26 protein-coding genes are annotated in these 23,969 nt (G+C 47.0%); 11 read left to right on the forward strand and 15 right to left on the reverse strand.

Annotated elements, in window-relative coordinates; all coding sequences use genetic code 11:
* Position 1 precedes the first annotated feature (1 nt).
* The 3 genes from FTU54_RS02925 (at position 2) to FTU54_RS02935 (ending at position 3,396) form a co-directional block, all read left to right on the forward strand.
* Positions 2–1,411, forward strand: coding sequence for an FAD-binding oxidoreductase (locus tag FTU54_RS02925; RefSeq protein WP_045795292.1), 1,410 nt, complete (start codon positions 2–4; stop codon positions 1,409–1,411).
* 152 nt (positions 1,412–1,563) lie between these two features.
* Entirely contained in the window at positions 1,564–1,935 is a 372-nt protein-coding gene (locus FTU54_RS02930; RefSeq protein WP_005180395.1) for a hypothetical protein, read from the forward strand.
* Between the two features lie 231 nt (positions 1,936–2,166).
* Complete coding sequence (locus FTU54_RS02935) at positions 2,167–3,396, forward strand: MFS transporter (RefSeq protein ID WP_104500020.1); 1,230 nt, start codon at positions 2,167–2,169, stop codon at positions 3,394–3,396.
* A gap of 113 nt (positions 3,397–3,509) precedes the next feature.
* On the opposite strand, the gene FTU54_RS02940 is transcribed toward FTU54_RS02935, so the two are convergent.
* From FTU54_RS02940 to FTU54_RS02955, 4 genes are all read right to left on the reverse strand, one after another.
* Entirely contained in the window at positions 3,510–3,809 is a 300-nt protein-coding gene (locus tag FTU54_RS02940) for a DUF3817 domain-containing protein (RefSeq protein ID WP_075175562.1), read from the reverse strand.
* 287 nt (positions 3,810–4,096) lie between these two features.
* Positions 4,097–4,642 carry a superoxide dismutase family protein gene (gene sodC / locus FTU54_RS02945; protein WP_104471529.1) on the reverse strand — a complete coding sequence of 182 codons (546 nt, stop codon included), beginning with the start codon at positions 4,640–4,642 and terminating at the stop codon, positions 4,097–4,099.
* Positions 4,643–4,747: 105 nt separating this feature from the next.
* Positions 4,748–5,875, reverse strand: coding sequence for an AI-2E family transporter (locus FTU54_RS02950; protein ID WP_162182848.1), 1,128 nt, complete (start codon positions 5,873–5,875; stop codon positions 4,748–4,750).
* Between the two features lie 136 nt (positions 5,876–6,011).
* Positions 6,012–6,656, reverse strand: coding sequence for a ParA family protein (locus FTU54_RS02955; protein WP_005180385.1), 645 nt, complete (start codon positions 6,654–6,656; stop codon positions 6,012–6,014).
* 119 nt (positions 6,657–6,775) lie between these two features.
* Between FTU54_RS02955 and FTU54_RS02960 the strand changes: the two genes are divergently transcribed.
* A complete protein-coding gene (locus tag FTU54_RS02960; RefSeq protein ID WP_005180383.1) occupies positions 6,776–7,243 on the forward strand; it encodes a Holliday junction resolvase-like protein in 468 nt (155 codons plus the stop codon).
* Between the two features lie 136 nt (positions 7,244–7,379).
* On the opposite strand, the gene tnpA is transcribed toward FTU54_RS02960, so the two are convergent.
* Positions 7,380–7,829 (reverse strand): IS200/IS605 family transposase, encoded by a 450-nt coding sequence (gene tnpA, locus FTU54_RS02965; RefSeq protein ID WP_023274418.1) that lies wholly within the window; start codon positions 7,827–7,829, stop codon positions 7,380–7,382.
* A gap of 72 nt (positions 7,830–7,901) precedes the next feature.
* Here tnpA and FTU54_RS02970 point away from each other — a divergent pair, with 72 nt between their 5' ends.
* Positions 7,902–9,293, forward strand: a complete 1,392-nt coding sequence (locus FTU54_RS02970) for an RNA-guided endonuclease TnpB family protein (RefSeq protein ID WP_180074423.1) — start codon at positions 7,902–7,904, stop codon at positions 9,291–9,293.
* 104 nt (positions 9,294–9,397) lie between these two features.
* Complete coding sequence (locus FTU54_RS02975) at positions 9,398–9,616, forward strand: hypothetical protein (RefSeq protein ID WP_180074425.1); 219 nt, start codon at positions 9,398–9,400, stop codon at positions 9,614–9,616.
* A 6-nt stretch (positions 9,617–9,622) separates the two neighbouring features.
* Here the strand turns inward: FTU54_RS02975 and FTU54_RS02980 are convergent, their stop codons facing one another.
* On the reverse strand, positions 9,623–10,249 hold the full coding sequence (locus FTU54_RS02980; protein WP_104483940.1) for a class I SAM-dependent methyltransferase: 627 nt from the start codon (positions 10,247–10,249) through the stop codon (positions 9,623–9,625).
* Positions 10,250–10,449: 200 nt separating this feature from the next.
* Here FTU54_RS02980 and FTU54_RS02985 point away from each other — a divergent pair, with 200 nt between their 5' ends.
* Together FTU54_RS02985 and FTU54_RS02990 are read left to right on the forward strand one after the other, a co-directional pair.
* Positions 10,450–10,983, forward strand: coding sequence for a hypothetical protein (locus FTU54_RS02985; protein ID WP_370459245.1), 534 nt, complete (start codon positions 10,450–10,452; stop codon positions 10,981–10,983).
* A 55-nt stretch (positions 10,984–11,038) separates the two neighbouring features.
* On the forward strand, positions 11,039–11,458 hold the full coding sequence (locus FTU54_RS02990) for a protease inhibitor I42 family protein (protein ID WP_257223792.1): 420 nt from the start codon (positions 11,039–11,041) through the stop codon (positions 11,456–11,458).
* A 57-nt stretch (positions 11,459–11,515) separates the two neighbouring features.
* On the opposite strand, the gene FTU54_RS02995 is transcribed toward FTU54_RS02990, so the two are convergent.
* A complete protein-coding gene (locus FTU54_RS02995; RefSeq protein ID WP_035363454.1) occupies positions 11,516–11,848 on the reverse strand; it encodes a HopJ type III effector protein in 333 nt (110 codons plus the stop codon).
* A gap of 173 nt (positions 11,849–12,021) precedes the next feature.
* On the opposite strand from FTU54_RS02995, the gene crcB reads away from it, so the two are divergent.
* Positions 12,022–12,402, forward strand: coding sequence for a fluoride efflux transporter CrcB (crcB, locus tag FTU54_RS03000; protein ID WP_104503649.1), 381 nt, complete (start codon positions 12,022–12,024; stop codon positions 12,400–12,402).
* Positions 12,403–12,508: 106 nt separating this feature from the next.
* On the opposite strand, the gene FTU54_RS03005 is transcribed toward crcB, so the two are convergent.
* The 4 genes from FTU54_RS03005 to FTU54_RS03020 all read right to left on the reverse strand — a co-directional run bounded on the left by FTU54_RS03005 (position 12,509) and on the right by FTU54_RS03020 (position 16,178).
* Positions 12,509–12,766 carry a type B 50S ribosomal protein L31 gene (locus FTU54_RS03005; RefSeq protein WP_016658507.1) on the reverse strand — a complete coding sequence of 86 codons (258 nt, stop codon included), beginning with the start codon at positions 12,764–12,766 and terminating at the stop codon, positions 12,509–12,511.
* Positions 12,767–12,874: 108 nt separating this feature from the next.
* A complete protein-coding gene (locus tag FTU54_RS03010) occupies positions 12,875–14,173 on the reverse strand; it encodes an AarF/ABC1/UbiB kinase family protein (RefSeq protein ID WP_016658508.1) in 1,299 nt (432 codons plus the stop codon).
* A gap of 156 nt (positions 14,174–14,329) precedes the next feature.
* The gene (locus FTU54_RS03015) at positions 14,330–15,628 is read right to left on the reverse strand and encodes an MATE family efflux transporter (protein WP_075168245.1); all 1,299 of its coding nucleotides are present in this window, start codon (positions 15,626–15,628) and stop codon (positions 14,330–14,332) included.
* Positions 15,629–15,719: 91 nt separating this feature from the next.
* The gene (locus tag FTU54_RS03020; protein ID WP_168370227.1) at positions 15,720–16,178 is read right to left on the reverse strand and encodes a DMT family transporter; all 459 of its coding nucleotides are present in this window, start codon (positions 16,176–16,178) and stop codon (positions 15,720–15,722) included.
* A 127-nt stretch (positions 16,179–16,305) separates the two neighbouring features.
* Here FTU54_RS03020 and hemW point away from each other — a divergent pair, with 127 nt between their 5' ends.
* Positions 16,306–17,460: a radical SAM family heme chaperone HemW gene (gene hemW / locus FTU54_RS03025; RefSeq protein ID WP_180074429.1), complete on the forward strand. Its 1,155-nt coding sequence runs from the start codon at positions 16,306–16,308 to the stop codon at positions 17,458–17,460.
* Between the two features lie 91 nt (positions 17,461–17,551).
* Here the strand turns inward: hemW and FTU54_RS03030 are convergent, their stop codons facing one another.
* The 4 genes from FTU54_RS03030 to hemF form a co-directional block, all read right to left on the reverse strand.
* The gene (locus FTU54_RS03030; protein WP_160242773.1) at positions 17,552–19,375 is read right to left on the reverse strand and encodes an acyl-CoA dehydrogenase C-terminal domain-containing protein; all 1,824 of its coding nucleotides are present in this window, start codon (positions 19,373–19,375) and stop codon (positions 17,552–17,554) included.
* A gap of 408 nt (positions 19,376–19,783) precedes the next feature.
* Positions 19,784–20,572, reverse strand: coding sequence for a shikimate dehydrogenase (aroE, locus tag FTU54_RS03035; RefSeq protein ID WP_168414316.1), 789 nt, complete (start codon positions 20,570–20,572; stop codon positions 19,784–19,786).
* Between the two features lie 217 nt (positions 20,573–20,789).
* Positions 20,790–20,999 carry a hypothetical protein gene (locus FTU54_RS03040; protein WP_180074431.1) on the reverse strand — a complete coding sequence of 70 codons (210 nt, stop codon included), beginning with the start codon at positions 20,997–20,999 and terminating at the stop codon, positions 20,790–20,792.
* A 204-nt stretch (positions 21,000–21,203) separates the two neighbouring features.
* Positions 21,204–22,145, reverse strand: coding sequence for an oxygen-dependent coproporphyrinogen oxidase (hemF, locus tag FTU54_RS03045; RefSeq protein ID WP_104470047.1), 942 nt, complete (start codon positions 22,143–22,145; stop codon positions 21,204–21,206).
* A 235-nt stretch (positions 22,146–22,380) separates the two neighbouring features.
* On the opposite strand from hemF, the gene hemN reads away from it, so the two are divergent.
* Positions 22,381–23,754: an oxygen-independent coproporphyrinogen III oxidase gene (gene hemN / locus FTU54_RS03050; RefSeq protein ID WP_168382145.1), complete on the forward strand. Its 1,374-nt coding sequence runs from the start codon at positions 22,381–22,383 to the stop codon at positions 23,752–23,754.
* The last annotated feature ends 215 nt before the right edge of the window (positions 23,755–23,969 follow it).

A 23,969-nucleotide genomic window follows, 5' to 3' on the forward strand; every position in this document is an offset into this window, starting at 1 on the left:
GATGAATGCTCCAGTCGCTTTAACCCCAGAGTTATTGACCCAATTGACTGCAATTGTAGGTGAAAACCGTATTAAAACTGATGCGGACAGCCTCCAGAATTGGGGTCGAGATCATACCAAGCACTTTGATCCAAACCCATCCGTCATCGTTTTCCCATCGAGCACTGAGCAGGTGCAAGCGATTGTGAAACTTGCCAATCAGTTCAATGTGGCAGTCACGCCATCGGGCGGTCGTACCGGTCTTTCTGCGGGTGCGGTAGCGGCCAATGGTGAAATCGTGGTCAGCATGGACAAGATGAACCAGATTCTGGAATTCTTCCCGGCAGACCGCATGGTACGGGTACAGGCTGGTGTGGTGACTGAACAGCTGCAAAACTATGCCGAAGAGCAAGGGATGTATTATCCGGTCGATTTCGCCTCTGCCGGTTCATCACAAATTGGCGGTAACATTGGTACTAACGCTGGTGGTATTAAAGTCATTAAATACGGCATGACCCGTAACTGGGTGCTGGGCTTAACCGTGGTGACCGGTAAAGGGGATGTGCTGCGTTTAAACAAAGGCATGATCAAAAACGCCACCGGTTATGCACTGCAACACTTATTCATTGGTGGTGAAGGGACTTTAGGCCTAGTCACTGAAGCGGAAATCAAGCTGGAGCGTCAACCGCAAGACCTGCAAGTGATGGTGCTGGGTGTACCGGATTTTGATGCAGTCATGCCTGTGCTGCACGCTTTCCAGGCCAAAATTGATTTAACTGCGTTCGAGTTCTTTGGTGAACTGGCAATGCAGAAAGTACTGGCCAATGGTCATGTACAGCGTCCGTTTGAAACCGAATGTCCATTCTATGTATTGCTTGAATTTGAAGCGCCGTTTGAACCGATTATGGACAAGGCGATGGAAATTTTTGAGCACTGTATGGAACAGGGCTGGGTGCTGGACGGCGTACTCAGCCAAAGCCTGGATCAGGTCGAAAGCTTATGGCGTTTACGTGAAGATATTTCGGAATCGATTGCGCCGTTTATTCCATACAAAAACGATATTTCAGTGCTGATTACCCACGTGCCGGCATTTATTAAAGAAATTGATGCGATTGTGGCCGAGAACTATCCAGACTTTGAAATCTGCTGGTTCGGTCATATTGGGGATGGTAACCTGCACCTGAACATCCTGAAACCTGCCGATTTAAGCAAAGATGAATTCTTTGCCAAATGTCAGGTGGTGAACAAGTATGTGTTTGATACCGTAAAAAAATATGACGGTTCAATTTCTGCAGAGCACGGTGTTGGCATGACCAAAAAGCCATATCTGGAATACTCGCGTTCTGCTGAAGAAATCGAATATATGAAAGCCTTGAAACAGGTCTTTGACCCGAATGGGATTATGAACCCGGGTAAATTATTCGACCTGTAATCAGGCCAATAGAACGAAAAAGCGCATCTCCGGATGCGCTTTTTTTATGGCACTTATCATGTGCACTCTCGCTCAAATTACATTCTGTGCATAGTGTTAAGCGCAAAAAGCCGGCATCATTTTTACAGTGTTGAATCAGTTTGGATAGAGTTATGTTTCGTTTCGCTGCAATGGCAGGACTGGCGATTGCTGTTACAGGATGTGCCACCACCCAGAATATTGTGTCTAAAGTGACACCGTCTGCCGAAACACCGTTGGCACAGGTGTTAAAAGAGCGTCCGGATTTACGTAAACAGCTGGCGACAGTCGAGCTGCGTCAATTCTTTAATAATGTCGAATCACCGACCGCGGCCCAGGTTAAAGTGACTGAAACCGGTTTAATGGATGATTCGGTACGCTCGATTCGCACCATTTACAGTTTTAAACTGGTCGATGGCGACTGGGAAAAAGTGAAAACTGAAAAGAGCTATCAATGTCTGCGCGGCAAAAATACCAAGACTTTCCAGAAGGCTGTATGTCCTTAATCCGCTTGAATCTTTTAATGATTTTGATTGAAAAGCGTAGCTAAACCCTACGCTTTTCTGTTTTTAAACCGGGGATTTATACTGATTTTGTTCAGCCGCTCTAGCTAAGTGCTGCTGCCGCAAATCCAGCATTTCCTCATCAGAAAAGTCACAGATTTTAAAAATAAACTCTGCTACACTGCGCCCATTGTTATGATTGCAGCCTGCTGATCTGGCAGGCTTTTGAGCGCTATGCAAACCACTCCAACTACAACGCTCTCCCGCGCCACCTTAATGTTTCCGCTGGCTTTGGTGCTGTTCGAATTTTCCGTCTATATCGGCAATGATCTGGTACAGCCGGCCATGCTCGCCATTACCCAGGATTTTGGCGTCAGCAGTTCCTGGGCAGCCTCCTCGATGTCGTTTTATCTGCTCGGCGGTGCCTGTGTCGCGGCCATTTTAGGCCCTTTGTCAGACCGTTTAGGCCGTAAAAAAGTCTTGCTGGGCGGGGTGCTATTCTTTGTGGTGACCTGCCTGCTGATTTTATTGACCCAGAACATCGAAAGCTTTTTATTGCTGCGCTTTTTGCAGGGCTTTGGCCTGTCGGTAATAACTGCGGTGGGCTATGCCGCCATTCAGGAAAGTTTTGCCGAACGCGATGCAATTAAAGTCATGGCACTCATGGCCAATGTATCGCTGCTGGCGCCGCTACTGGGGCCAGTGTTGGGTGCGTTTATGATTGAGCATGTGTCCTGGCATTGGGGCTTTATCGGGATTGCGGCCTTGGCGGCTGTAAGCTGGCTCGGACTGAAAGCCAAAATGCCGGAGCAGCAGCTCAGTATTCCAAAACAGCCGATTGGCTATATCTGGGATGATTTTAAACAGGTACTGAAAAACCGCCGTTTTCTGACCATGACCTTTGCCTTGCCGCTCTTAAGCATGCCGCTGATGTTATGGATTGCCTTGTCGCCGGTGATGCTGGTGGAACAGCTCGGTCTGAGCAGTCTGCAATATGGTCTGGCCCAATTTCCGGTGTTGGGTGGGCTAATTGCCGGGAATTTATTGTTGCTGAAAATCATTGACCGTTTTGCTTTGGGACAGACTGTGCTGATGGGCTTGCCACTCATGTTGGTCGGTACCTTGCTGTTAATTCTTGGTCTGCTCATACCAGACTATTTAATCTGGTGTCTGATTCTGGGTATGACTTTAATCAGCTTTGGTGAGGGCATCAGTTTTTCAATTATTTACCGTTTTGCTTTGATGTCGTCCGAGGTGTCGAAAGGGACAGTTGCGGCAACGGCTTCTGTGCTGATGATGCTGAGCTTTTTTGTGGTGATTGAACTGGTGCGCATGCTCTACAGTCATTTTGAGCTGTGGGCTTATAGCCTATCCTGTTTTGCCTTAATCGCCTTGTGGTTTGCTTATCCGCGGCTGAGTCTGAAACAGATTATGCGCGAACGTGCCGAAAGCGGTCAGTTTTAAGCGGGCTGATCATCTCGTATCTATAAATAAGATCATGTGGCTGAAAGGCCAAAATAAAAGGCATCCAGCAGACAGTGGTCTGGTGGATGCCTGATTCACAGATCCGTCAGAAGTTACACTTCGACCTGCGGTTGTGCCATTTTCTTCAGTTTGGCATCAAAAATAAACGGGCCAAACGGTAAAATCGAGGCAATCACACCCATTAAAAATACCTGAATTGACCATTTCTGTTTTTCACAGACCACGAACAGCACCACCAGAAAGGCAATAAACAGCACACCGTGGCCCATGCCGACGTATTTCACCAGAATTGGGTTACCCCATATATATTTCAGTGGCATGGCAATAAACAGCAAGGCCAGAAAAGATAAACCTTCTAAAAAACCTACCACACGCAAGCTTTGGATGCTCATACTCTGCAATTTCCCCATAGATCTAGTTGCAGTGTAGCGAATATTGGCGCAGAGGGCCATGCTTTTTAGTGCACAGCCCGGTTTTAAGTTTTTGTTTTTTAATATAAATCAGACTGTAGGGCTTGGTTTTTGCTAAGCTGTTGATGTTGATATAAAAGCCTGATAATTAATCTTGTAGCCTCAGATTGCTATTTAATCTAGGCATAGAAAAAGGCACTCATCGCTATGGATAAGTGCCTTAAAAATCAGAAAACTGTGGATAAGTCGGGATTTATCCGCATCAAGGTTTAGATCACGCCACAGGCAATCCGGTCACCACCACCGCCTAACGGTTTTGGCGTATCGGCATAGTTATCGCCACCGGCATGAATCATGAGCGCCAGACCTTGTACATCCTGTAATTTCAAACGCGGCGCCAGTAGGGTGACACGTGCCGTGCCATCGGCTGCCACATTCAGGACCGGTAAATCACCAAGATGGCCGCTTAATGGATTGCCATGGTTGGGTGCCTGATTCGGGTTAAAGTGGCCACCTGCGGCCAGTGCAGCCTGCATTTTACCGTCTTTTTCTGCTGGGGCGCAGGAGCCGTTTTCATGAATATGGAAACCATGTGGACCCGGTGGTAACTGGGTCAGATTGGTACGGATAACCAGACCTGCAGCACTATCGGTCAGTTGGACTTCACCGAGCTGGGCGCCAATGCCTTGGGCAGAGACCGCATTAACGGCAACGTTTTTACTGGCGCCAATCATAGTATCGGGTGTGGTGGTACAGCCGACTCCGACCAGCGCGGTAAACGCACATAAAGCACCGAGTTTAAAAAGTGGGGTCATGGTTTGCATCCTGTCTTATTCGAATATGTGGCTTCATTCAAACAAGGCTCAGGAGGCAACACAATGCAGTTTGCGTACAGGCGTGTATAAGTTTCTTAATGAAATTTAGCCTTTTGGTGCAGCCGGTCCCTGATCATCGGGCAGGTCATAGGCCATGGTGGTTTTTGGCATCATCATGGCCTCGGCTTCATTAGTTTCATGCAGCCATTCACGCCAGATTGCCAGCAAGACCGCCAGAATCACCGGACCAATAAACAGGCCAATCAGGCCAAAGCTGGCAATACCGCCCAGAACCCCGAACATGATCAGCAGGAATGGAATCTGGGTGGCGCCGGAAATCACCAGCGGACGAATCACGTTATCTGCGGTACTGACCACACACACGCCCCAGGCCATCACCCCAATTGCTTCAATGGTTTGTCCCTGCGAGAACAGCCATAGCGCCACCGAGCCATAGGCCAGCGGTGGGCCAAACGGAATCAGGGCAAACAGGAAAGTGACAATGGTCAATACCATCGGGTTTGGCACCCCGGCCACAAAGTAGCTGACCCCGGCCAAAAGTGCCTGGGCAATTGCAGTCAAGCCAACCCCGTAAACCACCGCACGGGTGGTTTCAGAAATGGTATCTAAATAATGATGTACACGTGGCCCGATCACCATTTCCAGCGCTTTACTGACCTGATTTAAAATGGTCTGGCCATCACGATAGAAGAAGAACAGCGACAGCATGGCAAAGCCGAGTTTAATTAAATTGCGGCTAATTTCACTGAGCAGGAAACGGCCATAATTCAGATGACCCTGAATCCAGACCGAAATGGAATTAATGATGCTGTTCGGATCTTCATTAATTTCACGTAAGGAACGGCTAATTTCTTTACCAACAAAGGGCAGATCGCGGATAAAATCCGGCACATTCAAATGCCCGGAAAAGACCTGCTTCTGTAATTCGTAATACAGGTTGCGCCCTTCGTGCTGCAAGATAAAAATCGCAAAGGTCAACGGAATACCGACTACCAGTGTCACCAGAATCATCATAATTGTGGCACTTAAGGTCGGCCGTGGACCGCACATGCGCTGTACCGACTGATACAGCGGCCAAGTCATATAGGCAATAATGGTGGCCCAAACTACAGGAACAATAAAGTATTTGAGGACATGAAAGCTCAAAAAAATCAGGACAAAAAATAGTCCAAATAGCAAGACTTTTTGTAAAGTGGGCGCGTATTGTTGCACTGAGTTCACTGGCTCATTCCTAAGGTCTTGAAGCATATTAACTGAAAACCCAGCGCTCGCAAATGAACGCTGCGTAAGTTCTGTTAAATATTGAAGCGGGAGTGGAAAGGCAAAAGCCGTTTAATCGCTTAGGTGCTTAGAACCATTGGGCCGGATCATCAATAATCGCATTCAGGACAGGTTGCCACTGATTTTGAATGGTCAGGTAATTTTTCTGGGTTTTATCAAATACGCTTAAGCCCTGCATCGCCAGTTGACCATAGGCAGCACGTTCAGAAATCCAGGCCACCGGTTCCTGTTCAATTTTTTCAAAGAAATCACGAATTTCTTTGGAGCTGGCACTGTTGGCCTTGACCCGGTTGGCCAGCAGTAAAATCTGAACCTTGCCTTTACGAATCCGTTTAATTTCCTGCAAATGCTTTAAAAAGCGACGGGTCGAATCAATATCGAAGAAGGAGGGCTGCAGCGGGGTAATAATCGCATGTGCTTCACTAATCAGCTGCTCGGCCTGATCACCAGATAATGCCCCCGGCGCATCAATAATCAGGTATTCGATATTTTTAGGCGCATCACCGACCGATTTTTCATGACGCCAGTCCAGACTCTGAATGGGAGCGGCGCTTTCTGGACGCTGTTTTAACCATTGTCGTGCAGATTTCTGGTTATCGGCATCGGCCAGGGCGACTTTATATCCTTTTTGGGCTAAGGCGGAAGCTAAACTGATGGCGGTAATGGTTTTTCCACATCCACCTTTTTGATTGGCGACTAAGATTGTTTTCATGACCCTACTAAAGATTTTATTCTGCTCATCCCTAGCATATCATTGTTTGATGTGCTGGAGATGACCGTTGACAAAAGTCGTAGCGCTGCTTGCAAATTTTAAAAAATCAGGAAAACCCCATGTCGATATGGATGGCAATGCTTATAGGCGCTGCAATAGGAGTGGTGCTGACCACCATCATTTTAAGTCATAGCCGCAATGGCCGGATTAAGGCCGAATATGAACAGTATATTGCCGAGCTGGAGCTGGAACATCAGCAGGCACTGGCGCAGGCCCAAAAGCGCAGCGTCAATACCAGCCGCGCGGTGCTCAAAGGTAAAATGGCCGAGCAGATGGCACCGATTATGCCGCAATTTGAATACTTGCCCAGCGATGCCAAATTTCTGGGCGATCCGGTCGATTATATCGTATTTGATGGCTATACCGACTTTCGGGATGGCGATGGTCGGGCTGAGGATATTCAGGTGGTGTTAATTGATATTAAAAGTGGCGGCGCACGTCTGACCAAAGGCCAGCAGGCCATTGCCGAAGCCATTCAGCAGGGGCGACTGCGCTTTGAAACCATCCGTATTGATTTCGAGGATTAACCTTTTTTAATGATCTGGCCTATGTCAGCAATATTGATCTGCTGTTGGCCAAAGAAGATTTTAGCGCATCAGGCCAGGCCCAAACGGTCGATTTTGAACAAAACTAAGAGCGCATTCTCGCTCTTTTAAGGGCGAGTTAGCTCTTTTTTAATGACATGGACTTTTTAGCATTTTTTTCTGACGTTGGTGTTCTTTGTTCTTCAATGTATTTTTTCACGACATCCAAACTTGCGCCACCACAGGATACAGCGCAGTAACTAGGCGACCAAAAGTGATTGCCCCATAGTTTTTCCTTAACTTCATCCCAAAATGAACGCCTTAAAACATAAGAACTTTTCCCTTTCAGTTTTCCAACTAGGTTGGAAACTGAGTGCTTTGGATGAACACTTACAAGCAGGTGGATGTGATCATCTTCACCATTAAACTCAATAAGCTCACAATCCATTTGCAAACAGGTTTCTTCCATAATCTCTTTTAGGGAGGAAAGCATGTCTTTTGTTAATACATCTCTTCTGTATTTCGTAACAAATACTAAATGAACAATGTTTTTATAAATGCATGATCTACCTGTTCTCCACTCGTACATCTTATCCTCATACTAGATTTACTTTAACCATATTTTAAGCTAAAATAACCTCAACACCTAGAGGTTTTTCAATTGCTAACAGGCATCCAATTAAGAGCATACCCAACACAACATCAAAAGCTGATTTTAAGTCAGTGGATGGGTTGTGCTCGTTTCGTTTGGAATGCCAAATGCGATGAGGATAAATACTTTCGAGGATTTGCCCGTAAGTTTGCAACTTTTGATCACTATTATGAAACCCAAGATCAAAAATACGCTCACTTTAAATCAGATGAGATTAGTTCATGGCTTGCAAACTGTCCTAGTACAATACAAAAGAACTCAACCGTTAATTGGTACAACACACTCAAAAAATCTATTAAAGGTTTATGTGGGCGACCAAAACGTAAAAAGAAGACAGATAAAGGTTCGATTCATTTAACCTCTGATTTATTCGAGTTTCGCACGGAAAGAAATAAGCGCAAGCTATATATCGGTGGTAAAAAATTTAATATAGGCTCATTAAGTTTTAAGGCTCATGCTAACTTTAAAGAACCGAAATCCCTTTATATTCGCAAAGAGCGTGGTCAATATTTCGTTTCTTTCTGCTATGAAGATGGTGTTGAGATTCAAGAGTTTGACGGTAAGAAATTCGATGCTAAAAAATACGCCAAAAGACAGTTAGATCATTTGCAGGGCATGGACGAAGAACAACTACAAAAAATAGTGGTTGGTATAGATCGTGGTGTCATCATTCCTGTTCATGCAGGCTATGAAGAATTTGATTTCTCTAAAGAACAAAAGAATCATTTAACAAAAGCAGATCGCTACATTAAGCGACTGCAAAGAAAACTCGCTCGACAAGTAAAAGGCTCAAACCGAAGAGCTAAGACCAAACATCGAATTGCGGTGCATCACTCTAAGAAAGCCAATATTCGCAAGGACTTTGCTCATAAGACAAGTCGTAGTTTAGCTAATGGATTCGGTCAGGTATTTATTTTTGAGAAACTAAATACCAAACAGATGACCAAAAAGCCTAACCCTAAGAAAGATAAATTCGGACGTTTTATTCCAAATAGGGCTAAAGCTAAAGCAGGGTTAAACAAAGCTATTCTCAATGTAGGATGGCACAGAATTTCAGAATTCTTAACGTATAAATCAGTCAAATTAGGTAAGGCTGTATTTACGGTTCATGCTTCTTACACAAGTCAGGAGTGCGCTTCATGCGGTCACACTCACCCCGACAATCGCAAAAGCCAAGACAGGTTTAAGTGCGTGAGTTGTGGACATGCTGATAATGCAGATCACAATGCATCAATTGTTATTAAGAACAGAGCAATTAAATTAGTTTTAGACTGTGGAACACAGTTGGATGGTAATTATTTATCATCTAGTGGGCGTGGAGGTGTTCGTAAGACGACTAGAGGTGTCAAAGCTTCTTTTCGCAGTACCGTAGAAGCGTCAAAAGAGATGTGTGCAACTTAGGTTGCACTACGGAAACTCGGTTGCTTTAGCTCCGAGTAGTTCATCAGACCCAGCGCTGCTATCAGTTTCAGCGGGCGTCCACTAGCCCGCTTGCAGCACAACAGGTGATTGCCAACACGCTCAATATTAGCGCCATTGCTGCCAGTGAACAGATTGCCCAGCGCTTACGCCGTGTTAAAGCCGGGCAGCGTATAGTGCTGCGCGGCGAGTGGGTCAAGGTGCGTTCAGTCAGCACGGGGCAGTATTTTCAGATCAACCATTACCCGCTACCAGCGAACAATTGCCGGATAGTACGGGTGCAGCAGCTTCAAGTACTGGATTAACCGCGTTTAAGCCGGTTTACGCACACGGGCCAGCAGCATCCGCTGGCCAATTTTCGGAATACCGGCCGCATCTATCTCGTATTTTTCCTGAAATTCAAAACCGGCCTGCTGTAACAGCAGCGCCAGATCGCGGTTGAGATGACAGCCATCCGCCAGCCGTTTTTGCAGCGGCGTCAGCAGATGTTGCAAGCGTTGAATATATAAATTTTCAGGATGCAGTACATGCTCGACCAGATGCAGGCAACCACCCGGTTTCAGTACCCGATAAATTTCGGCCAGACACTGTTCAATCTGTTGCACGCTGCATAAGGTCCAGGTTGATACCACATGATCCAGACGATTATCGGCAAAATCCAGCTGCTCAGCTTTGCCAGCCAGATGCTCCACCAGAATGGCACTGTCACGAATCCGTGTTTCGGCCAGCTGGAAAATCTCCAGGTTTGGCTCCAGCGCATAGACTACATCGACATTTTGGTAAAAGGGTAAATTCAGCCCGGTGCCAAAGCCAATCTCCAGTACCTCACCCTCAATTGGCAGCAGCAATTCACGGCGTAAATCCATCAGGCTCGGCGTCTGCATCACCTGATTCAGCAGGTGTGGGAAAATATGCTGTTGATAGAATTTATATAGCATTGAAATCACATATTTTTATTTAATCTATGTTTATTTTAACTGAGCCGCGCAGGCAAAGACAAAAATGAGACCAAAGATAACCATTTTCTTACCATTTCTTTATTTTCTGCTGATCAACATCAATTAATATCAAAGATATATCTGTTCTGACTTAAGGATCTGAGACTCTCATGAAGCTGCGCTTTGGACTTATTTCGCTTATGACGGCCGCCCTGTTACAGACCAGTGCCATGGCATCGGTCGACTATAATATTGCCAAAGGGTTAGCGCCGGCATCTGCCGATCAGTCGATTTCGGTCTTGCAGTCCTTTCGTGGCGATTTCCGGATTTTAGGTTCAAAAACCTATACCGATGATGAACAGGCCAAGTTTTCTCCGATTGATTATGCCGTGAGCTGGGGCCTGTTTGCAGAGCCGGAAATTGCCCGGCATATTACGGTAAATCAGTACGACCGCTATTTAAACTGGAAGATGGATCGTTTGCCGGTGCCGGCAGAGCAGGCCATGCAGATGGTTTCCAATATGCACATCATTCCAGCCAATCCGAACATTGCCAAACAGATCAAGCAGGTCAAACGTGGTGATCTGGTGCGTTTAAGCGGGGAACTGGTGGAAGTTAAAGACAAAGATATGGTCTGGACGTCATCACTCACCCCGACCGATACCGGCGATGGTGCCTGTGAAGTGTTTCGGGTCAGTTCAATCCAGTGGATTGAAAAAGTAAAACGCAGTTAATGTGGCCTGATGGGTAAAATGTAGCAGCAGGGGAATGTCGATGAATCATAGGTGGATGAATCATAGCAAGACGCTCATTCTCTGTAGCTGGCTGGGGCTGTTGACCCTCAGCGGTTGTGGCAGTGTCAGTACCCCGGTCGATGGTACTCATGTTTATCATGCCGATCAGCAATGTCCGGCACTGTTAAATTTAAAGATCGGGGAAACTCTGGAATTGCGTCTGGCAGAAAATCCAGCCACCGGCTATCACTGGTCGGTGATGCAACATCCGAGCATCTTTAAGCTGGAAACCTTGTATCTACACGCGGATGCAGAAAATGCTCAATATGACTCCGCGCAGTTAAATGCGGCTGGAGAAAAAACCTTTCGTTTTCGCGCGGTTCAGGTGGGTGAAGGACTGATTCATTTAAAACAGGCTAGGGCGGGAGAGCCGCTTCCCTTGGCAGAATGGAAATGCCGGGTGCGCGTAGCTTAAAACCTGAACATCAGACATAAAAAAACCTCTGTTTTAGAGGTTTTTCGTTTTAAAGGCTTATTTGGCCGTCAGCGCTTCGCCTTCAAACTGTACACCAGCCCAACCTTGCTGCATAAACTGGCGGATATTCTGGTGATCGGTGGCTTCAGGCGTGGCCAGTACCGCCGCATAGTGTTCAGCAAACAGGCTTAAGGTTTGCGCATGATCTAAACCATTTAATTTGGCAAAACTCAGCACTTTGGCGCTGCCCTGGTTTTCAGTGGCCGCATTGTGTTGCTGGCCATTGCTAAACGCAGTTGGCGTGTGGGTATAACGTGCATCAATATAGGCAATCACATCGGCAAAGTTCGCTTTGCCTGCATGCAGCTGGGCCAATAAATCTTGAGCCATCATGTTCTCAGTCCATAGAAAAAATTGGTAAAAGCCCTGCGACAATAGCATGTTTTTTCGCAGGGGTTTAGCCTATTTCGGCCTCAATTTTTGCACCCATTAGATGAAAAAATCTGCGCTTTGGCCCAACTTGTGGATAAAATGGCAGTTATACACATGGGAATCAACACGACATGAATTGGCTTTGGGTGGCATTGGGTGGAGCAATCGGGGCAAGTCTACGCTATGGCCTGAGTCTGTGGCTATTTAAGCCCGGTGTGTTATTTCCCTGGCCGACCTGGTCGGTGAATCTGCTCGGCTGTTTTGCTGCCGGAATATTCTTTGCCTTCAGCCAAAAGTTCCCGGTGTTACAACAGGAGTTGCGACTGTTTTTGATGGTCGGAATTTTAGGTGGCTTTACTACCTTTTCCAGTTTTGGACTGGAAACTTTTCAATTGCTAAAACAGGGACACACCAGCGTGGCATTAATGTATGTGATCTCAAGTGTGATTTTGGGTGTGCTTTGTCTGGCGGTGGGTTTTTATCTGTTTCAGGCGCTATTAAATACGAAATAAAAAACAGGAAAATCAACTATATACAATAAAAAATGAAGCCTGGCTGGAGATAAAGGTCTAGGCTTCATAAAGGATGTGTATGCCAATTTTTTTTTTACTGCGTGGCTTAGTCCTTGCTGCGTTTAAAACGGGCAAAGCGTTTATTGAAGCTGGCGACACGGCCTTCATTGCTGGCCTGACGCTGCTCACCGGTATAAAACGGATGCGAAGCACTGGAAATATCTAAAGTCATATAGGGATAGATTTTGCCCTGATATTCCTTGGTCTGCTGCGGCTTCAGGGTGCTGCCAATAATAAAATAGGCATCGGCATTGGTGTCGTGAAACAGCACTTCCTGATATTCGGGATGGATCTCTGGACGCATAACAATTCCTCATGTTTGCTGAATATTGTAATGTTATAACGTAACAAATAAAAAGTAAAGTCAGCCCGAATGGGTCATTCGGGCTCAGCGTGGTTTTTAATATATGGTTTAAGCGTGTGGTGGAACCAGTTCTTCAAACAGATCATTTAAATTGTCATGCACTTTTAAATGAATCAGATTCCAGTAATGACCCGATACCGTACGGTTGACCATTAAGGTATCGGGTGATGGCTTGAATACATCCCAATATTTTAACGAGGGTTTCATCAGTTCCATACCATCATGATGGGCCGAGTTTTCGGCAAAATCATAATCGGTGGTCAAAGGGCGCATCAGCACTTCCAGCCAGGCCTGATACAGTTCTGGCGGGAATTTGCCTTGCTCGGACAGGGAGTGCAGGGCAGTCAGTTCCTGTTCCATTAAGGCAATATTCTGGGCACGGCCGGCCTGAATCAGCGCTTTAAAATGCTGCACAATGTCATTGGACAAGGTCTTCACACCGCCGTAATCATAAATAATCACGCTGCCATCTTCACGGAAGGCAAAGTTACCCGGATGCGGGTCACAGTGGAAACGCTTGAGATAGAAAATTTCCTGACCAATAGCGCGAAACAGCCGGCGTCCCAGTTCATTCCGGGTCGCCAGTGGCCACTGGCTGGCGGTTTCAATACTGTCACCCTGTTCCAGACTTAACGTTAAAATATGCCGGGTCGAATAGTCCTTAAAGACCTGCGGAATAATAATTTTACTGTCCAGCGCCTGATGGAAGGTACGCGCCACTTCCAGGTTTTGTGCTTCAATCTGGTAGTTCAGCTCATTGTCCAGACTGTCCTGAATTTCCTGGAACAGTTTGTCCTGCAATTTGCGGTCAATTTTTAACACACCCATTAAACGCAAGGCCAGACGCACCTGTTTCAGGTCACTTTCACAGGCTTCATCGACACCCGGATACTGGATTTTCACTACCACCTGTTCACCCGTCGGCAAAATTGCCTTATGTACCTGGCCAATGGACGCGGCGGCAAATGGGGTTTCATCAAAATGCTGGAAAATCTGCGCGAGGGGCTTGCCCAGTTCTTTTTCGATTTGTGCCTGAATTTCGGCAAAAGGCATGGGTGGTGCCTGACGTTGTAATTTGCTGATGGCCCGCGCCACTTCTGGTGGGAAAATATCTTTATATTGCGAGGCAATTTGCCCCACTTTCATGACCGCACCTTTCATTTCTCCCAAGGTATCGGCAATCTGGATGCCAATATCCTGAAATAGTTTGCTGCGTGCGGCATTTTTCTGCTCATCATCGGCAGAAAAGTTTTTAATTGAATTGGAAACGGTTTTGGTGGCGATACTGGCGGTCATACTGGCCAGTTTCATAAAGCGACGACCCGGTGTACTAGCCGTTTTTGCCATGCGAGGTTCCTTAAGATCATCTTGACTATCTGCCTTGAGCATACCGGCAGTTGGGTGAAAAGCCTACTTTAAATTGTTAATAAGCAAATTCACTACATGTTGCACATCAAAAAGCCGGCGGTAATGGCCGGCTAAAGATGATGAGAGGCGAATCGCTTAGCTGCTTTGACTCAGGCGCTGGTTGTTCATATACAACCGGATCAATAACAGCACACAGGCCACGCTCAAGCCGACAATCAGGCCGACCCAGACCCCGGCGGCGCCCATGCTGCCAAAGCGGGAAAAATATACCCCGACCGGAAAGGCAATGACCCAGTAGGCCAGCATGGTAATCCACATTGGGCCTTTGGTGTCCTGCATACCGCGTAAACAGCCGGCTGCACTAATTTGCCAGGCATCCATTAGCTGGTAGGCAATTGCAAACAGCAGCAGATACATCGCCACCTGTGCCACATCGACATCCGAGGTATAAATCGAAATAATTTCCGGACGGAACAGCCACATAAAACTCATGGTCATAAAGGCCAGCAGGGTTGCGGTAATCAGCCCCAAATACTGCACGCGGCGCATGGCAGCCCAGTTTTTTTCACCATAATAGGTGCCAATGCGGATGGTCAGTGCAATGGCTAGAGACATCGGAATCATAAACAGCTGTGAGGTCACCGACATGGCAATCTGGTGTGCTGCTACCAGCGTTTCCCCTAAGGGGCTAATCACGATGGCTGCGGTACTGAAAATACTGACTTCAAAGAAAATTGCCAAACCAATCGGCAGGCCGAGCATTAAAATCCGTTTCATCCAGTAACGGTCGATGGGTTCCCAGCGGGTGAAAATCTGGGTGCTTTGGTAGGCGCTGCTTTTGGAAATGTACAGCGCCAGGGTAATAAACATCAGCCACTGTAAAATGGCCGTGGCAAAGCCGCAGCCGGCACTGCCCAGTTCAGGCAGCGGCCCTAAACCATACATAAAGATCAGGTTCAACGGCACCAGTACTACCAGCGCCAGCAGACTGATGACCGTTACCGGCCGTGGATAACCCAGCGCCTCGGAATAGCCACGTAGCGCAGCATACATGGTCACCGCCGGCATACCAAACCCAATGGCATGCAGGAACAGTCCGGCTTTCGGTTGCAGGCTTTCTGGTACTCCAAGCAGCGGCAATAACAGCGGCGCCAGCTGTAGAATTAGGCAGGCAATCCAGCCCAAAATAAACGCCACCCATAACGATTGCCGGGCAATGGTGGCAATTTTTTCCGGTGTACGCGCACCATTGGCCTCAGCCACCAGCGGTGTAGTGGCAATCATGATGCCACTAAACAGCAGCATCACCGGAAGCCACAGCCCCACACCAACTGCAATTGCGGCCAGATCGGTCGGTGAAAACTGACCGGCCATAATGGTATCAATTAGCCCCAGACCGGCCTGGGCAAATTGCGTCACCAGAATCGGAATCATTAAACGGAACAGTTGTTTTAATTCAAAACGTGTGCTGCCAAGCGTAGCCACAGTTATTACCCATATTCATCATGTGCTTAGAACAGAGCGATTAGCGTTGTAAAGTGAGAAGCACACCTATAAAAATCACCACGCCACCCAGAAGACGTTGCCAGTTGATGGGTGCTTTTTCTGTGCCCAGGACACCAAAATGATCGACCAGCATCGACATGGCAATCTGGCCAAACAGGATTAAACCGGTCAGGGTGAGATAGCCGAGTTTCGGTGCTGCATAAATACTTAAACTGATGGCATAGACCCCTAACACACCGCCCAGCCACATATACCAGGGCAAATGGATGATCTCGTGCAGATTGGGTTTGGGAACCTGTTGAAAAAACACCAAAATAGCCAGCACTATTGTACCAACCAAAAACGAGAAAAGGGCAGCCTGCAAAGGAGAATATAAATATTCGCGTAGCTGGGTATTGATGGCGGTTTGCAGGGTCATGGCAATCCCGATCCCCATGGCCAGTGGCATTAAAAGCAGTAATTGCGAAGATATTTTCATCATTCTAACACGCTAATTCTTCTGTAATTTTTTCTAGTGTAGCGGTATTCGCTGTGAGATTTTATCGGTGTCCTGATGCAGTCATGTTAAAATATGCATCTTCCTTTGCTGTTTTTGAGCTTGTTCCTTGGCTGAATTGAATCCTGCGTCTGTTCCCTTGTCCCTCTATATTCACATGCCGTGGTGTGTGCGCAAGTGTCCGTATTGCGACTTTAACTCGCATGCCGTCCCGGATGGCAAACTGTCACTAGATTTGGAGCAGCAATATTTACAGGCTTTGGTCGCCGATTTTAATACGCAGCTGGAATTTGCCCAGGGCCGTGAAATTCACAGTGTGTTTATTGGCGGTGGGACGCCATCGCTGATTTCAGCAGCCGGTTATCAATGGCTGTTTGCACAGCTTAAAGCGCTGTTGCCGTTTCAAGACGATTGCGAAATTACCTTAGAGGCCAATCCGGGCACCATTGAACATGATCCTTTTGCCGGTTATCTGGCGGCGGGAATTAACCGCCTGTCAATTGGAGTGCAAAGTTTTAATAGCGATCATTTGCAAAAACTGGGCCGGATTCATAGTCAGAGCGATGCACTTTCAGCAATTCACTTGGCGCGTGAGGCCGGCTTTCAGCGCATTAACGTCGATTTGATGCATGGTTTGCCGGAGCAGACTTTAGAACAGGCCTTAAATGATTTAAAACTGGCGGTCGAGCAGGGCGCAACCCATATTTCCTGGTATCAGCTGACCATTGAACCGAATACCGTGTTTTTCCGCACCCAGCCGGTGTTACCGGTCGATGAGGTGCTGGAAGCGATTCAGGAACAGGGTGAGGCCTATTTAAAGGCCAATGGTTTTATCAATTATGAAGTGTCAGCGTGGCGGAAGGAGCGACCTTCGGCACATAATTTGAATTACTGGCAATTTGGCGATTATCTGGCGATTGGCGCCGGCGCGCATGGCAAAGTCACCCGACCAGATGGTGTGTACCGTTTCCAGAAAACCCGCCTGCCAAAAGATTATCTGGCCAAGGTGCCGGCCGAGCATGGACAGTTCAAACGGATTACCGCTGAGGAGATGCCGTTTGAGTTTATGATGAATGCACTACGTTTAAATAAAGGTGTGGATGCTCATCTTTATACAGCACGTACAGGTTTAAGTCTGGATGATTTGGCACCGGTATTAACCTCACTACGTCAGCGCAAGTTGCTGGTGGAAGATGCCAGCCGGCTGGCCTGTACTGAACAGGGGCATGTGTTTTTAAATTCAGTACTGGAAGAGTTTTTATAACAATCCAAAACCTTCGCTTAGGATATTCACTGTTTTTACAGCATCCATAAAAAAGACCGCTTGCGCGGTCTTTTCTTTTTGGGGCTTTGACTTAGTAGTCGAAGCTAAAATGTTCTGGTGCTAATGCAGTCATGGTTTTAGATGGATTGACCATCGCTTCGGCATGACCTTGGGTACGTGGCAATAAGCGTTCAAAGTAGAAATCTGCCACTTTGATTTTCGCTTTGTAGAATTCTGGGGTTTCTGCGCCATCATTCGATGCCAGTTTGGCCGATGCAACGGCCGCCTGCTGTGCCCAGAAGTAAGCCATCATCACATAACCCGAGAACATCAGGAAGTCGACAGAGGCACTTGAGACGATATCGCGGTCTTTACGTGCCGCCAGCATGATGCGTACCGTCAGGGCATTCCACTGCGCGCATAGCTTGGTTAAGTCCCAGGCAAAACGGCGCATGTATTTATTGCGAGCATGCTGACCACAGAATTTCAGAATTTCTGCGGTATAGTCACGAATCACTTTACCTTTTGAGGTCAGCAGCACTTTACGGCCAATCAGGTCAAGCGCCTGTACACCGGTGGTGCCTTCATACAGGGTTGAGATACGCGAGTCACGTACAATCTGTTCCATGCCCCATTCTTTGATATAACCATGACCACCATAAACCTGCATGCCGTGGTTGGCTGCTTCATAGCCCATTTCAGTCAGGAAGCCTTTTAGAATTGGAGTATAGAAACCGAGGTGATCATCATGCTGTTCAAAGGCAGTAGTATCGCCACGCTCCAGAGCATCAGTCATCTTGTCGGCAATTTGTGCAGCATGATAAATCATGGCACGACCGCCTTCAGCAATGGCTTTTTGTGTTAGCAGCATACGGCGTACATCGGCATGGTGAATAATGGCATCGGCCACTTTTTCCGGATCTTTTTTACCGGACAGGGCACGCATTGACATCCGTTCTTTGGCATACGGTAAAGCACCCTGGAAGGCCAGTTCCGCATGACAGATCCCCTGAATCGCGGTACCAATACGGGCAGTATTCATAAAGGTGAACATGGCATGCAGGCCTTTGTTCGGCTCGCCAATTAAATAACCCACCGCATTGTCAAAGTTCAGCACTGCGGTTGCTGACGCGCGAATCCCCATTTTGTGTTCAATTGAACCACAGGTCACCGGGTTACGCTCACCCACGCCACCATCTGCAGATGGCAGGAATTTCGGTACGATAAACAGGGAAATGCCTTTGGTGCCGGCTGGAGCATCCGGTAAACGTGCCAGCACAATATGGACAATATTTTCGGTCAGGTCATGTTCACCGGCAGAAATAAAGATTTTGGTGCCTGAAATGGCATAAGTGCCGTCGGCTTGCGGTTCTGCTTTGGTTTTCACCTGACCTAAGTCAGTACCACATTGTGGCTCGGTCAAACACATGGTTCCTGACCAGGTGCCTGCCACCAGATGCGGCAGATAGGTATCTTTTTGTTCGTCTGTACCGTACTGGATAATGGTGTTGATACAGCCCACACTTAAACCCGGATACATCTGAAATGACCAGTTGGCGGTGCCCATCATTTCAGATTTGATCAGGTTTAACGACATTGGCAGGTTTTGACCGCCGTACTGTTCTGGATAAGACAGACCTTGCCAGCCGCTTTGCACAAACTGGTCATAGGCTTCTTTAAAGCCTTTTGGCGTTTTCACTTCGCCATTTTCAAAATGACAGCCTTCCTGGTCGCCGGTCTGGTTCAAAGGAGAGAGGACATTTTCACAAAAATCAGCCGCCCCTTCGAGAATCATGTCGACTGTTTCTGGATCTGCTGCTTCACCGTTAGACAAAGTTTGATAATGTGCTGGATAGTCAAACACTTCATTCATTAAGAAACGAATGTCGTGTAAAGGCGCTTTATATGCTGGCATAACATTAATCCTGATTTAAAAATAGTTTTGGATTATCTGATCGGATAGTTTGATTATTCACACTGCGCATCAAAATACATTGATGTTGAATTCAGTTAAAAATGTCAGAAAAGCGAATCAATAGAATCTTATAGACGTGGGATCAGTTCTAATTTAGGAGAAAATCCTGCCCTTGTCACCACTGTTTTTTGTATTCTATTTATTTAAATTATAACAAAATAAAACATAAGTGAGCATGATCTAGGACCAAAGCCTAATGGCCGGCAAGGTGTTTAAATCTGGGCAAAACGGTTGCCATATTTGTGTCATTAAATCCAATCATAATGCGGGTTAATTGTGCAGCCTAAATCTCAGCCATAAAAAAGAACCGTGCAAGATCGGTTCTTTTTCCGGGAAAAATCGCAGATTTTAAAGAAAATCTTTTAAATCGGGTTTGACCCCATTCCAGATTGAAAACGATTCAATTGCCTGACCGACCAGCATGCCAAAGCCTTCCGAGGTTGGAATCTGACGGGCTTTGGCCTGTTCCAGAAAACTGGAGGGCTTGCCATAGGCCATTTCATAGGCATGTTGAAATTGCAGCGCGTCCGGCAGGATTAAGGCATCACCACTCAAGCTGGCCGATGTCGCGTTAATGACAATGTCAAACTCGCCAGCCAGAGCATCCAGACCAATGGCAGACAATTCGGCCTGTGGTACAGCCTGCTGCAAATCAGCCACCAGCTGCTCGGCACGCGCCAGAGTACGGTTGGCAATCACCACTTTTTTCACGCCGGCCTGAACCAGTGGATAAATCACGCCACGGGTGGCGCCGCCGGCACCAATAATCAGAATCTTGGTATTGTCCAAATTCCAGTTCAGTGCCCGAATGGCATCGACCAGTCCTTGACCATCGGTATTGTCACCATACAGCTGACCATCTTGCATCCACAAGGTATTTACAGCTTTGGCGGTTTTGGCCCGTTCGCTGAGTACATCACACAAGGCAAAGGCCTGTTCTTTAAACGGCACGGTGACATTCATGCCTACCCCACCTTCGGCAAAGAATTCACGAATATTGGCTTCAAAACCATCCAATGGTGCCAGGCGTTTGCGATAGACCAGATCAACCCCGGTTTTTTCGGCAAAGGCATGATGCAGTTCTGGAGAGCGGGACTGTTCAATCGGGTTGCCCACAACGGCAAATTGTTTGCGCATTTTCACATGATCCATGTGCTGAAATGCCCATCAATATACGCCAAATCGGGCAGGGGCTAAAGTCTGCAAATGATGAACAATTGGAATAAATCCAATAAGCAAAACGACACAATCGGGTGTCGGGCAGGGAAGGGAGGACAAGGTAAAAGAAGAGAAAATTGAATAGAGAAAAATAAAAAGATCAATAAAGCAGTCTGATCTGTAAACCTGTGACGGCTTAAGGATTACAGATATCCAAGATGGTATCTAAAACCAGCAAGACCGAAGTAAAAACCAGAGCAATCAGGGCAAAAATACTGGCCACAATCGACAGGCTGTCACTTAAAGGATGTTCGAAAATAAAGGTAATACTGAGAGAGCAGACTAGAAGACTGAGAATTAGCCAGAACAGCCGGCCTTTGTGTTGAGCAATAAAATTTTGCAGCATGGGAGTGTTCCTTAAATCGATACTGGCTTAATTCCATCTTTCGCCAGACGCATTAAACCAAGACTATAGAGTCTACTCGCTTTAAATGAAAGTCTTGTGAAGAGTTGGCGAAAAAGTGTATGCAAATATATTTAAACGTATGCGACTTGCAAGCGTATGTTGCAAGAAAAAAGCTACCGGTATTTGCGGTAGCTTTTTAGAAACTTATTGTAGTTCGCGTAGCCAGTCATGCGGCTTTAAATAATAGTCGGTGAGTTTTTTCTCTGCGGAATCGGCATCCCATTCCGGGCGATAACTCCAGCCGGCCAGGTTGGGCAAGCTGACCAGAATGGATTCAATTCGGCCGCCAGTTTGCAGGCCAAACAGGGTACCGCGGTCATAAACCAGGTTATATTCCACATAGCGGCCACGACGATAGAGCTGGAATTCACGCTGCGCTTCGGTATAAGGTTTATCCTGATTGCGTTTAAAAATCGGCAAAATCGCTTCCAGATAGCCATTGCCCACCGCCTGAATATACTCAAAGCAGGTATCAAAATCCCACTGGTTTAAATCATCAAAGAACAGACCGCCGACCCCGCGCTGTTCATCGCGATGTTTCAGATAGAAATAGTCATCACACCACTGTTTGTGTTCGGCATAGACCTGCTCGCCAAAGGGCGCACATAAGTCATGTGCCGTCTGATGCCAGGACAGGACATCTTCATCATTCGGATAAAACGGGGTCAGATCAAACCCACCGCCAAACCACCAGATCGGGTCCTGACCTTCGGGTTCGGCCACAAATAAACGCACATTGGCATGTGAGGTTGGAACATTTGGATTTTTCGGGTGAATCACCAGAGATACGCCCATCGCCTGTGCTTTGGCACCGGCAATGCCAGGATGGCGTTCGGTTGCTGAGGCAGGTAATTTGGAAATATTGATATGCGAGAACATCACCCCGCCTTTTTCAATCACGCTGCCATTTTGTAAGACCCGGGAACGGCCACCGCCCCCTTCAGGGCGCTGCCAGTCATCAATCACAAATTCAGCCGTACCGCCGCCGGCCCGTTCCTGTTGTTCTAACGCGGCACAGATGCGCGCCTGTAAATCGAGGAGAAATTCACGTACGCGTTGAATATCAGCGGAGGTTGGATGCTGCATGATGACACTCATGAATAAAAAACAATAAGCACATCAAAGCACAGATTGGTAAAAAAATTAAGAGGGGGAGGACTGCTGTACGCTGCGCATGGTTGATCTAAGTGAAGAGGCAACAGCATGAGCTTCCCGATTCCCGACCAAAAGGCTAGGTTGAATTCCTGTTTTAAGCTCCGCACAATAGTGAATACGGGCCTTGTGCCTACCTCATAGGGTCAATTGCAGTGGAGCAATGTAGATGTTGAAACCGGCCAGTTCTCTCGTACAAAAATACAATGTTCCAGGACCCCGCTATACCAGTTATCCGACCGTACCGTATTGGGAAGAGGCCAGTTTTTCTCGCGAGGCCTGGCAGCAAAGTCTGCAACGCGCGTTTGCTGAATCCAATGCCAGCGAAGGCATCAGCCTGTATATCCATCTGCCCTTCTGCGAAAGTTTATGTACCTTTTGCGGTTGCCATAAGCGCGTGACCAAACGCCATGAAGTGGAGCAACCGTATATTCAGGCGGTGCTGAAAGAGTGGGATTTATATTGCCAGTTGCTGCCAGACCGGCCGATGATTAAAGAAATCCATTTGGGTGGCGGCACGCCGACTTTCTTTTCTGTAGCCCATTTACAGCAGCTGATTCAGGGCATTCTGGGCAAAGCCACAGTGGCGCCCGAGCATGAATTCAGTTTTGAAGGCCATCCGAACAATACCACTCGTGAACATTTGCAAGCGCTGTATGATCTGGGCTTTCGCCGGGTCAGCTATGGCGTGCAGGACTATAATGAAAAGGTCCAGAAAGCCATCCACCGGATTCAGCCTTATGAACATGTGCAGCGTGTGACCGAATGGGCGCGTGATATTGGCTACACGTCAATTTCGCATGATCTGGTTTTTGGCTTGCCTTTTCAGAATCTGGACGATGTTTTAAATACCATTCAGCAGACCACCCAGTTAAATCCAGATCGTCTGGCCTTTTATAGCTATGCGCATGTGCCGTGGATTAAAGGCAATGGCCAGCGCGGTTTTAAAGATGATGATGTGCCAAAAGATGAGCTGAAACGTACCCTGTATGAAGAGGGCAAGAAAAAACTGCTGGCGCATGGTTATCATGAAATTGGCATGGATCATTTTGCCCTGAAAAGCGATGCCATGTATCAGGCCTTTCAGCAGGGTAGTCTGCACCGTAACTTTATGGGCTATACTGCTTCCAAAACCCAGCTGATGATTGGCTTGGGGTTGTCTTCGATCAGTGATAGCTGGTACAGCTTTGCGCAAAATGAAAAGACCCTGGAAGATTATTATGCGCGACTGGAACAGAATGAAATTCCGGTATTTCGCGGGCATGTATTGACCGCTGAGGACCTGATGATTCGCCGGCATATCCTGAATTTGATGTGCAGCTTCCAGACCTCATGGGCCGAGCCAGAGATGCAGTTCCCGGAATTGCCTGAGGTGCTCAAGCAGCTGGAAGAAATGCAGGAAGATGGCTTGTTAACGCTGTTTGAGGATCATTTACAGGTTACGGAGCAGGGCAAACCGTTTGTACGTAATATCTGTATGGCGTTTGATTTGCGTTTAAAACGTAAAGTGCCGAGTACCCGTATTTTCTCGATGACGATTTAATTTCACTGAATCGGCACCTGATCTAACTCGTTATATCATCATATAAGTATGGGTGAATACAGGAAGCATTGATCTTACTTTTGACGGGGCAAAAGTAAGCAAAACCCCTCTATTTTGCTGAAGGGACATCCCTGTCCCTCAGCAAAATGGCGACCTCCCTGTCGCCGGTCATCTAAATCAATATCGGGTATGGGATTCCTTAGATCTGAGAAGAA

The organism is Acinetobacter sp. YH12116 (genome assembly GCF_013418895.1).
GTDB lineage: Bacteria > Pseudomonadota > Gammaproteobacteria > Pseudomonadales > Moraxellaceae > Acinetobacter > Acinetobacter indicus.

What these genes read in the sequence shown, in the direction of transcription:
- crcB (WP_104503649.1), top strand. Translation starts at nt 12,022, where the DNA reads ATGAATTGGCTTTGGGTGGCATTGGGTGGAGCAATCGGGGCAAGTCTA.
- FTU54_RS03030 (WP_160242773.1), bottom strand. Translation starts at nt 19,375, where the DNA reads ATGCCAGCATATAAAGCGCCTTTACACGACATTCGTTTCTTAATGAAT.
- FTU54_RS02955 (WP_005180385.1), bottom strand. Translation starts at nt 6,656, where the DNA reads ATGAAAACAATCTTAGTCGCCAATCAAAAAGGTGGATGTGGAAAAACC.
- FTU54_RS02935 (WP_104500020.1), top strand. Translation starts at nt 2,167, where the DNA reads ATGCAAACCACTCCAACTACAACGCTCTCCCGCGCCACCTTAATGTTT.
- FTU54_RS03015 (WP_075168245.1), bottom strand. Translation starts at nt 15,628, where the DNA reads ATGATTCCGATTCTGGTGACGCAATTTGCCCAGGCCGGTCTGGGGCTA.
- FTU54_RS02995 (WP_035363454.1), bottom strand. Translation starts at nt 11,848, where the DNA reads ATGGCTCAAGATTTATTGGCCCAGCTGCATGCAGGCAAAGCGAACTTT.
- aroE (WP_168414316.1), bottom strand. Translation starts at nt 20,572, where the DNA reads ATGCGCAAACAATTTGCCGTTGTGGGCAACCCGATTGAACAGTCCCGC.
- FTU54_RS03005 (WP_016658507.1), bottom strand. Translation starts at nt 12,766, where the DNA reads ATGCGTCCAGAGATCCATCCCGAATATCAGGAAGTGCTGTTTCACGAC.
- FTU54_RS02930 (WP_005180395.1), top strand. Translation starts at nt 1,564, where the DNA reads ATGTTTCGTTTCGCTGCAATGGCAGGACTGGCGATTGCTGTTACAGGA.
- FTU54_RS02980 (WP_104483940.1), bottom strand. Translation starts at nt 10,249, where the DNA reads ATGCTATATAAATTCTATCAACAGCATATTTTCCCACACCTGCTGAAT.
- hemF (WP_104470047.1), bottom strand. Translation starts at nt 22,145, where the DNA reads ATGCAGCATCCAACCTCCGCTGATATTCAACGCGTACGTGAATTTCTC.
- tnpA (WP_023274418.1), bottom strand. Translation starts at nt 7,829, where the DNA reads ATGTACGAGTGGAGAACAGGTAGATCATGCATTTATAAAAACATTGTT.
- hemN (WP_168382145.1), top strand. Translation starts at nt 22,381, where the DNA reads ATGTTGAAACCGGCCAGTTCTCTCGTACAAAAATACAATGTTCCAGGA.
- FTU54_RS03040 (WP_180074431.1), bottom strand. Translation starts at nt 20,999, where the DNA reads ATGCTGCAAAATTTTATTGCTCAACACAAAGGCCGGCTGTTCTGGCTA.
- FTU54_RS02985 (WP_370459245.1), top strand. Translation starts at nt 10,450, where the DNA reads ATGACGGCCGCCCTGTTACAGACCAGTGCCATGGCATCGGTCGACTAT.
- FTU54_RS02960 (WP_005180383.1), top strand. Translation starts at nt 6,776, where the DNA reads ATGTCGATATGGATGGCAATGCTTATAGGCGCTGCAATAGGAGTGGTG.
- FTU54_RS03020 (WP_168370227.1), bottom strand. Translation starts at nt 16,178, where the DNA reads ATGAAAATATCTTCGCAATTACTGCTTTTAATGCCACTGGCCATGGGG.
- sodC (WP_104471529.1), bottom strand. Translation starts at nt 4,642, where the DNA reads ATGACCCCACTTTTTAAACTCGGTGCTTTATGTGCGTTTACCGCGCTG.
- FTU54_RS02990 (WP_257223792.1), top strand. Translation starts at nt 11,039, where the DNA reads ATGAATCATAGCAAGACGCTCATTCTCTGTAGCTGGCTGGGGCTGTTG.
- FTU54_RS02925 (WP_045795292.1), top strand. Translation starts at nt 2, where the DNA reads ATGAATGCTCCAGTCGCTTTAACCCCAGAGTTATTGACCCAATTGACT.
- FTU54_RS02940 (WP_075175562.1), bottom strand. Translation starts at nt 3,809, where the DNA reads ATGAGCATCCAAAGCTTGCGTGTGGTAGGTTTTTTAGAAGGTTTATCT.
- FTU54_RS03010 (WP_016658508.1), bottom strand. Translation starts at nt 14,173, where the DNA reads ATGGCAAAAACGGCTAGTACACCGGGTCGTCGCTTTATGAAACTGGCC.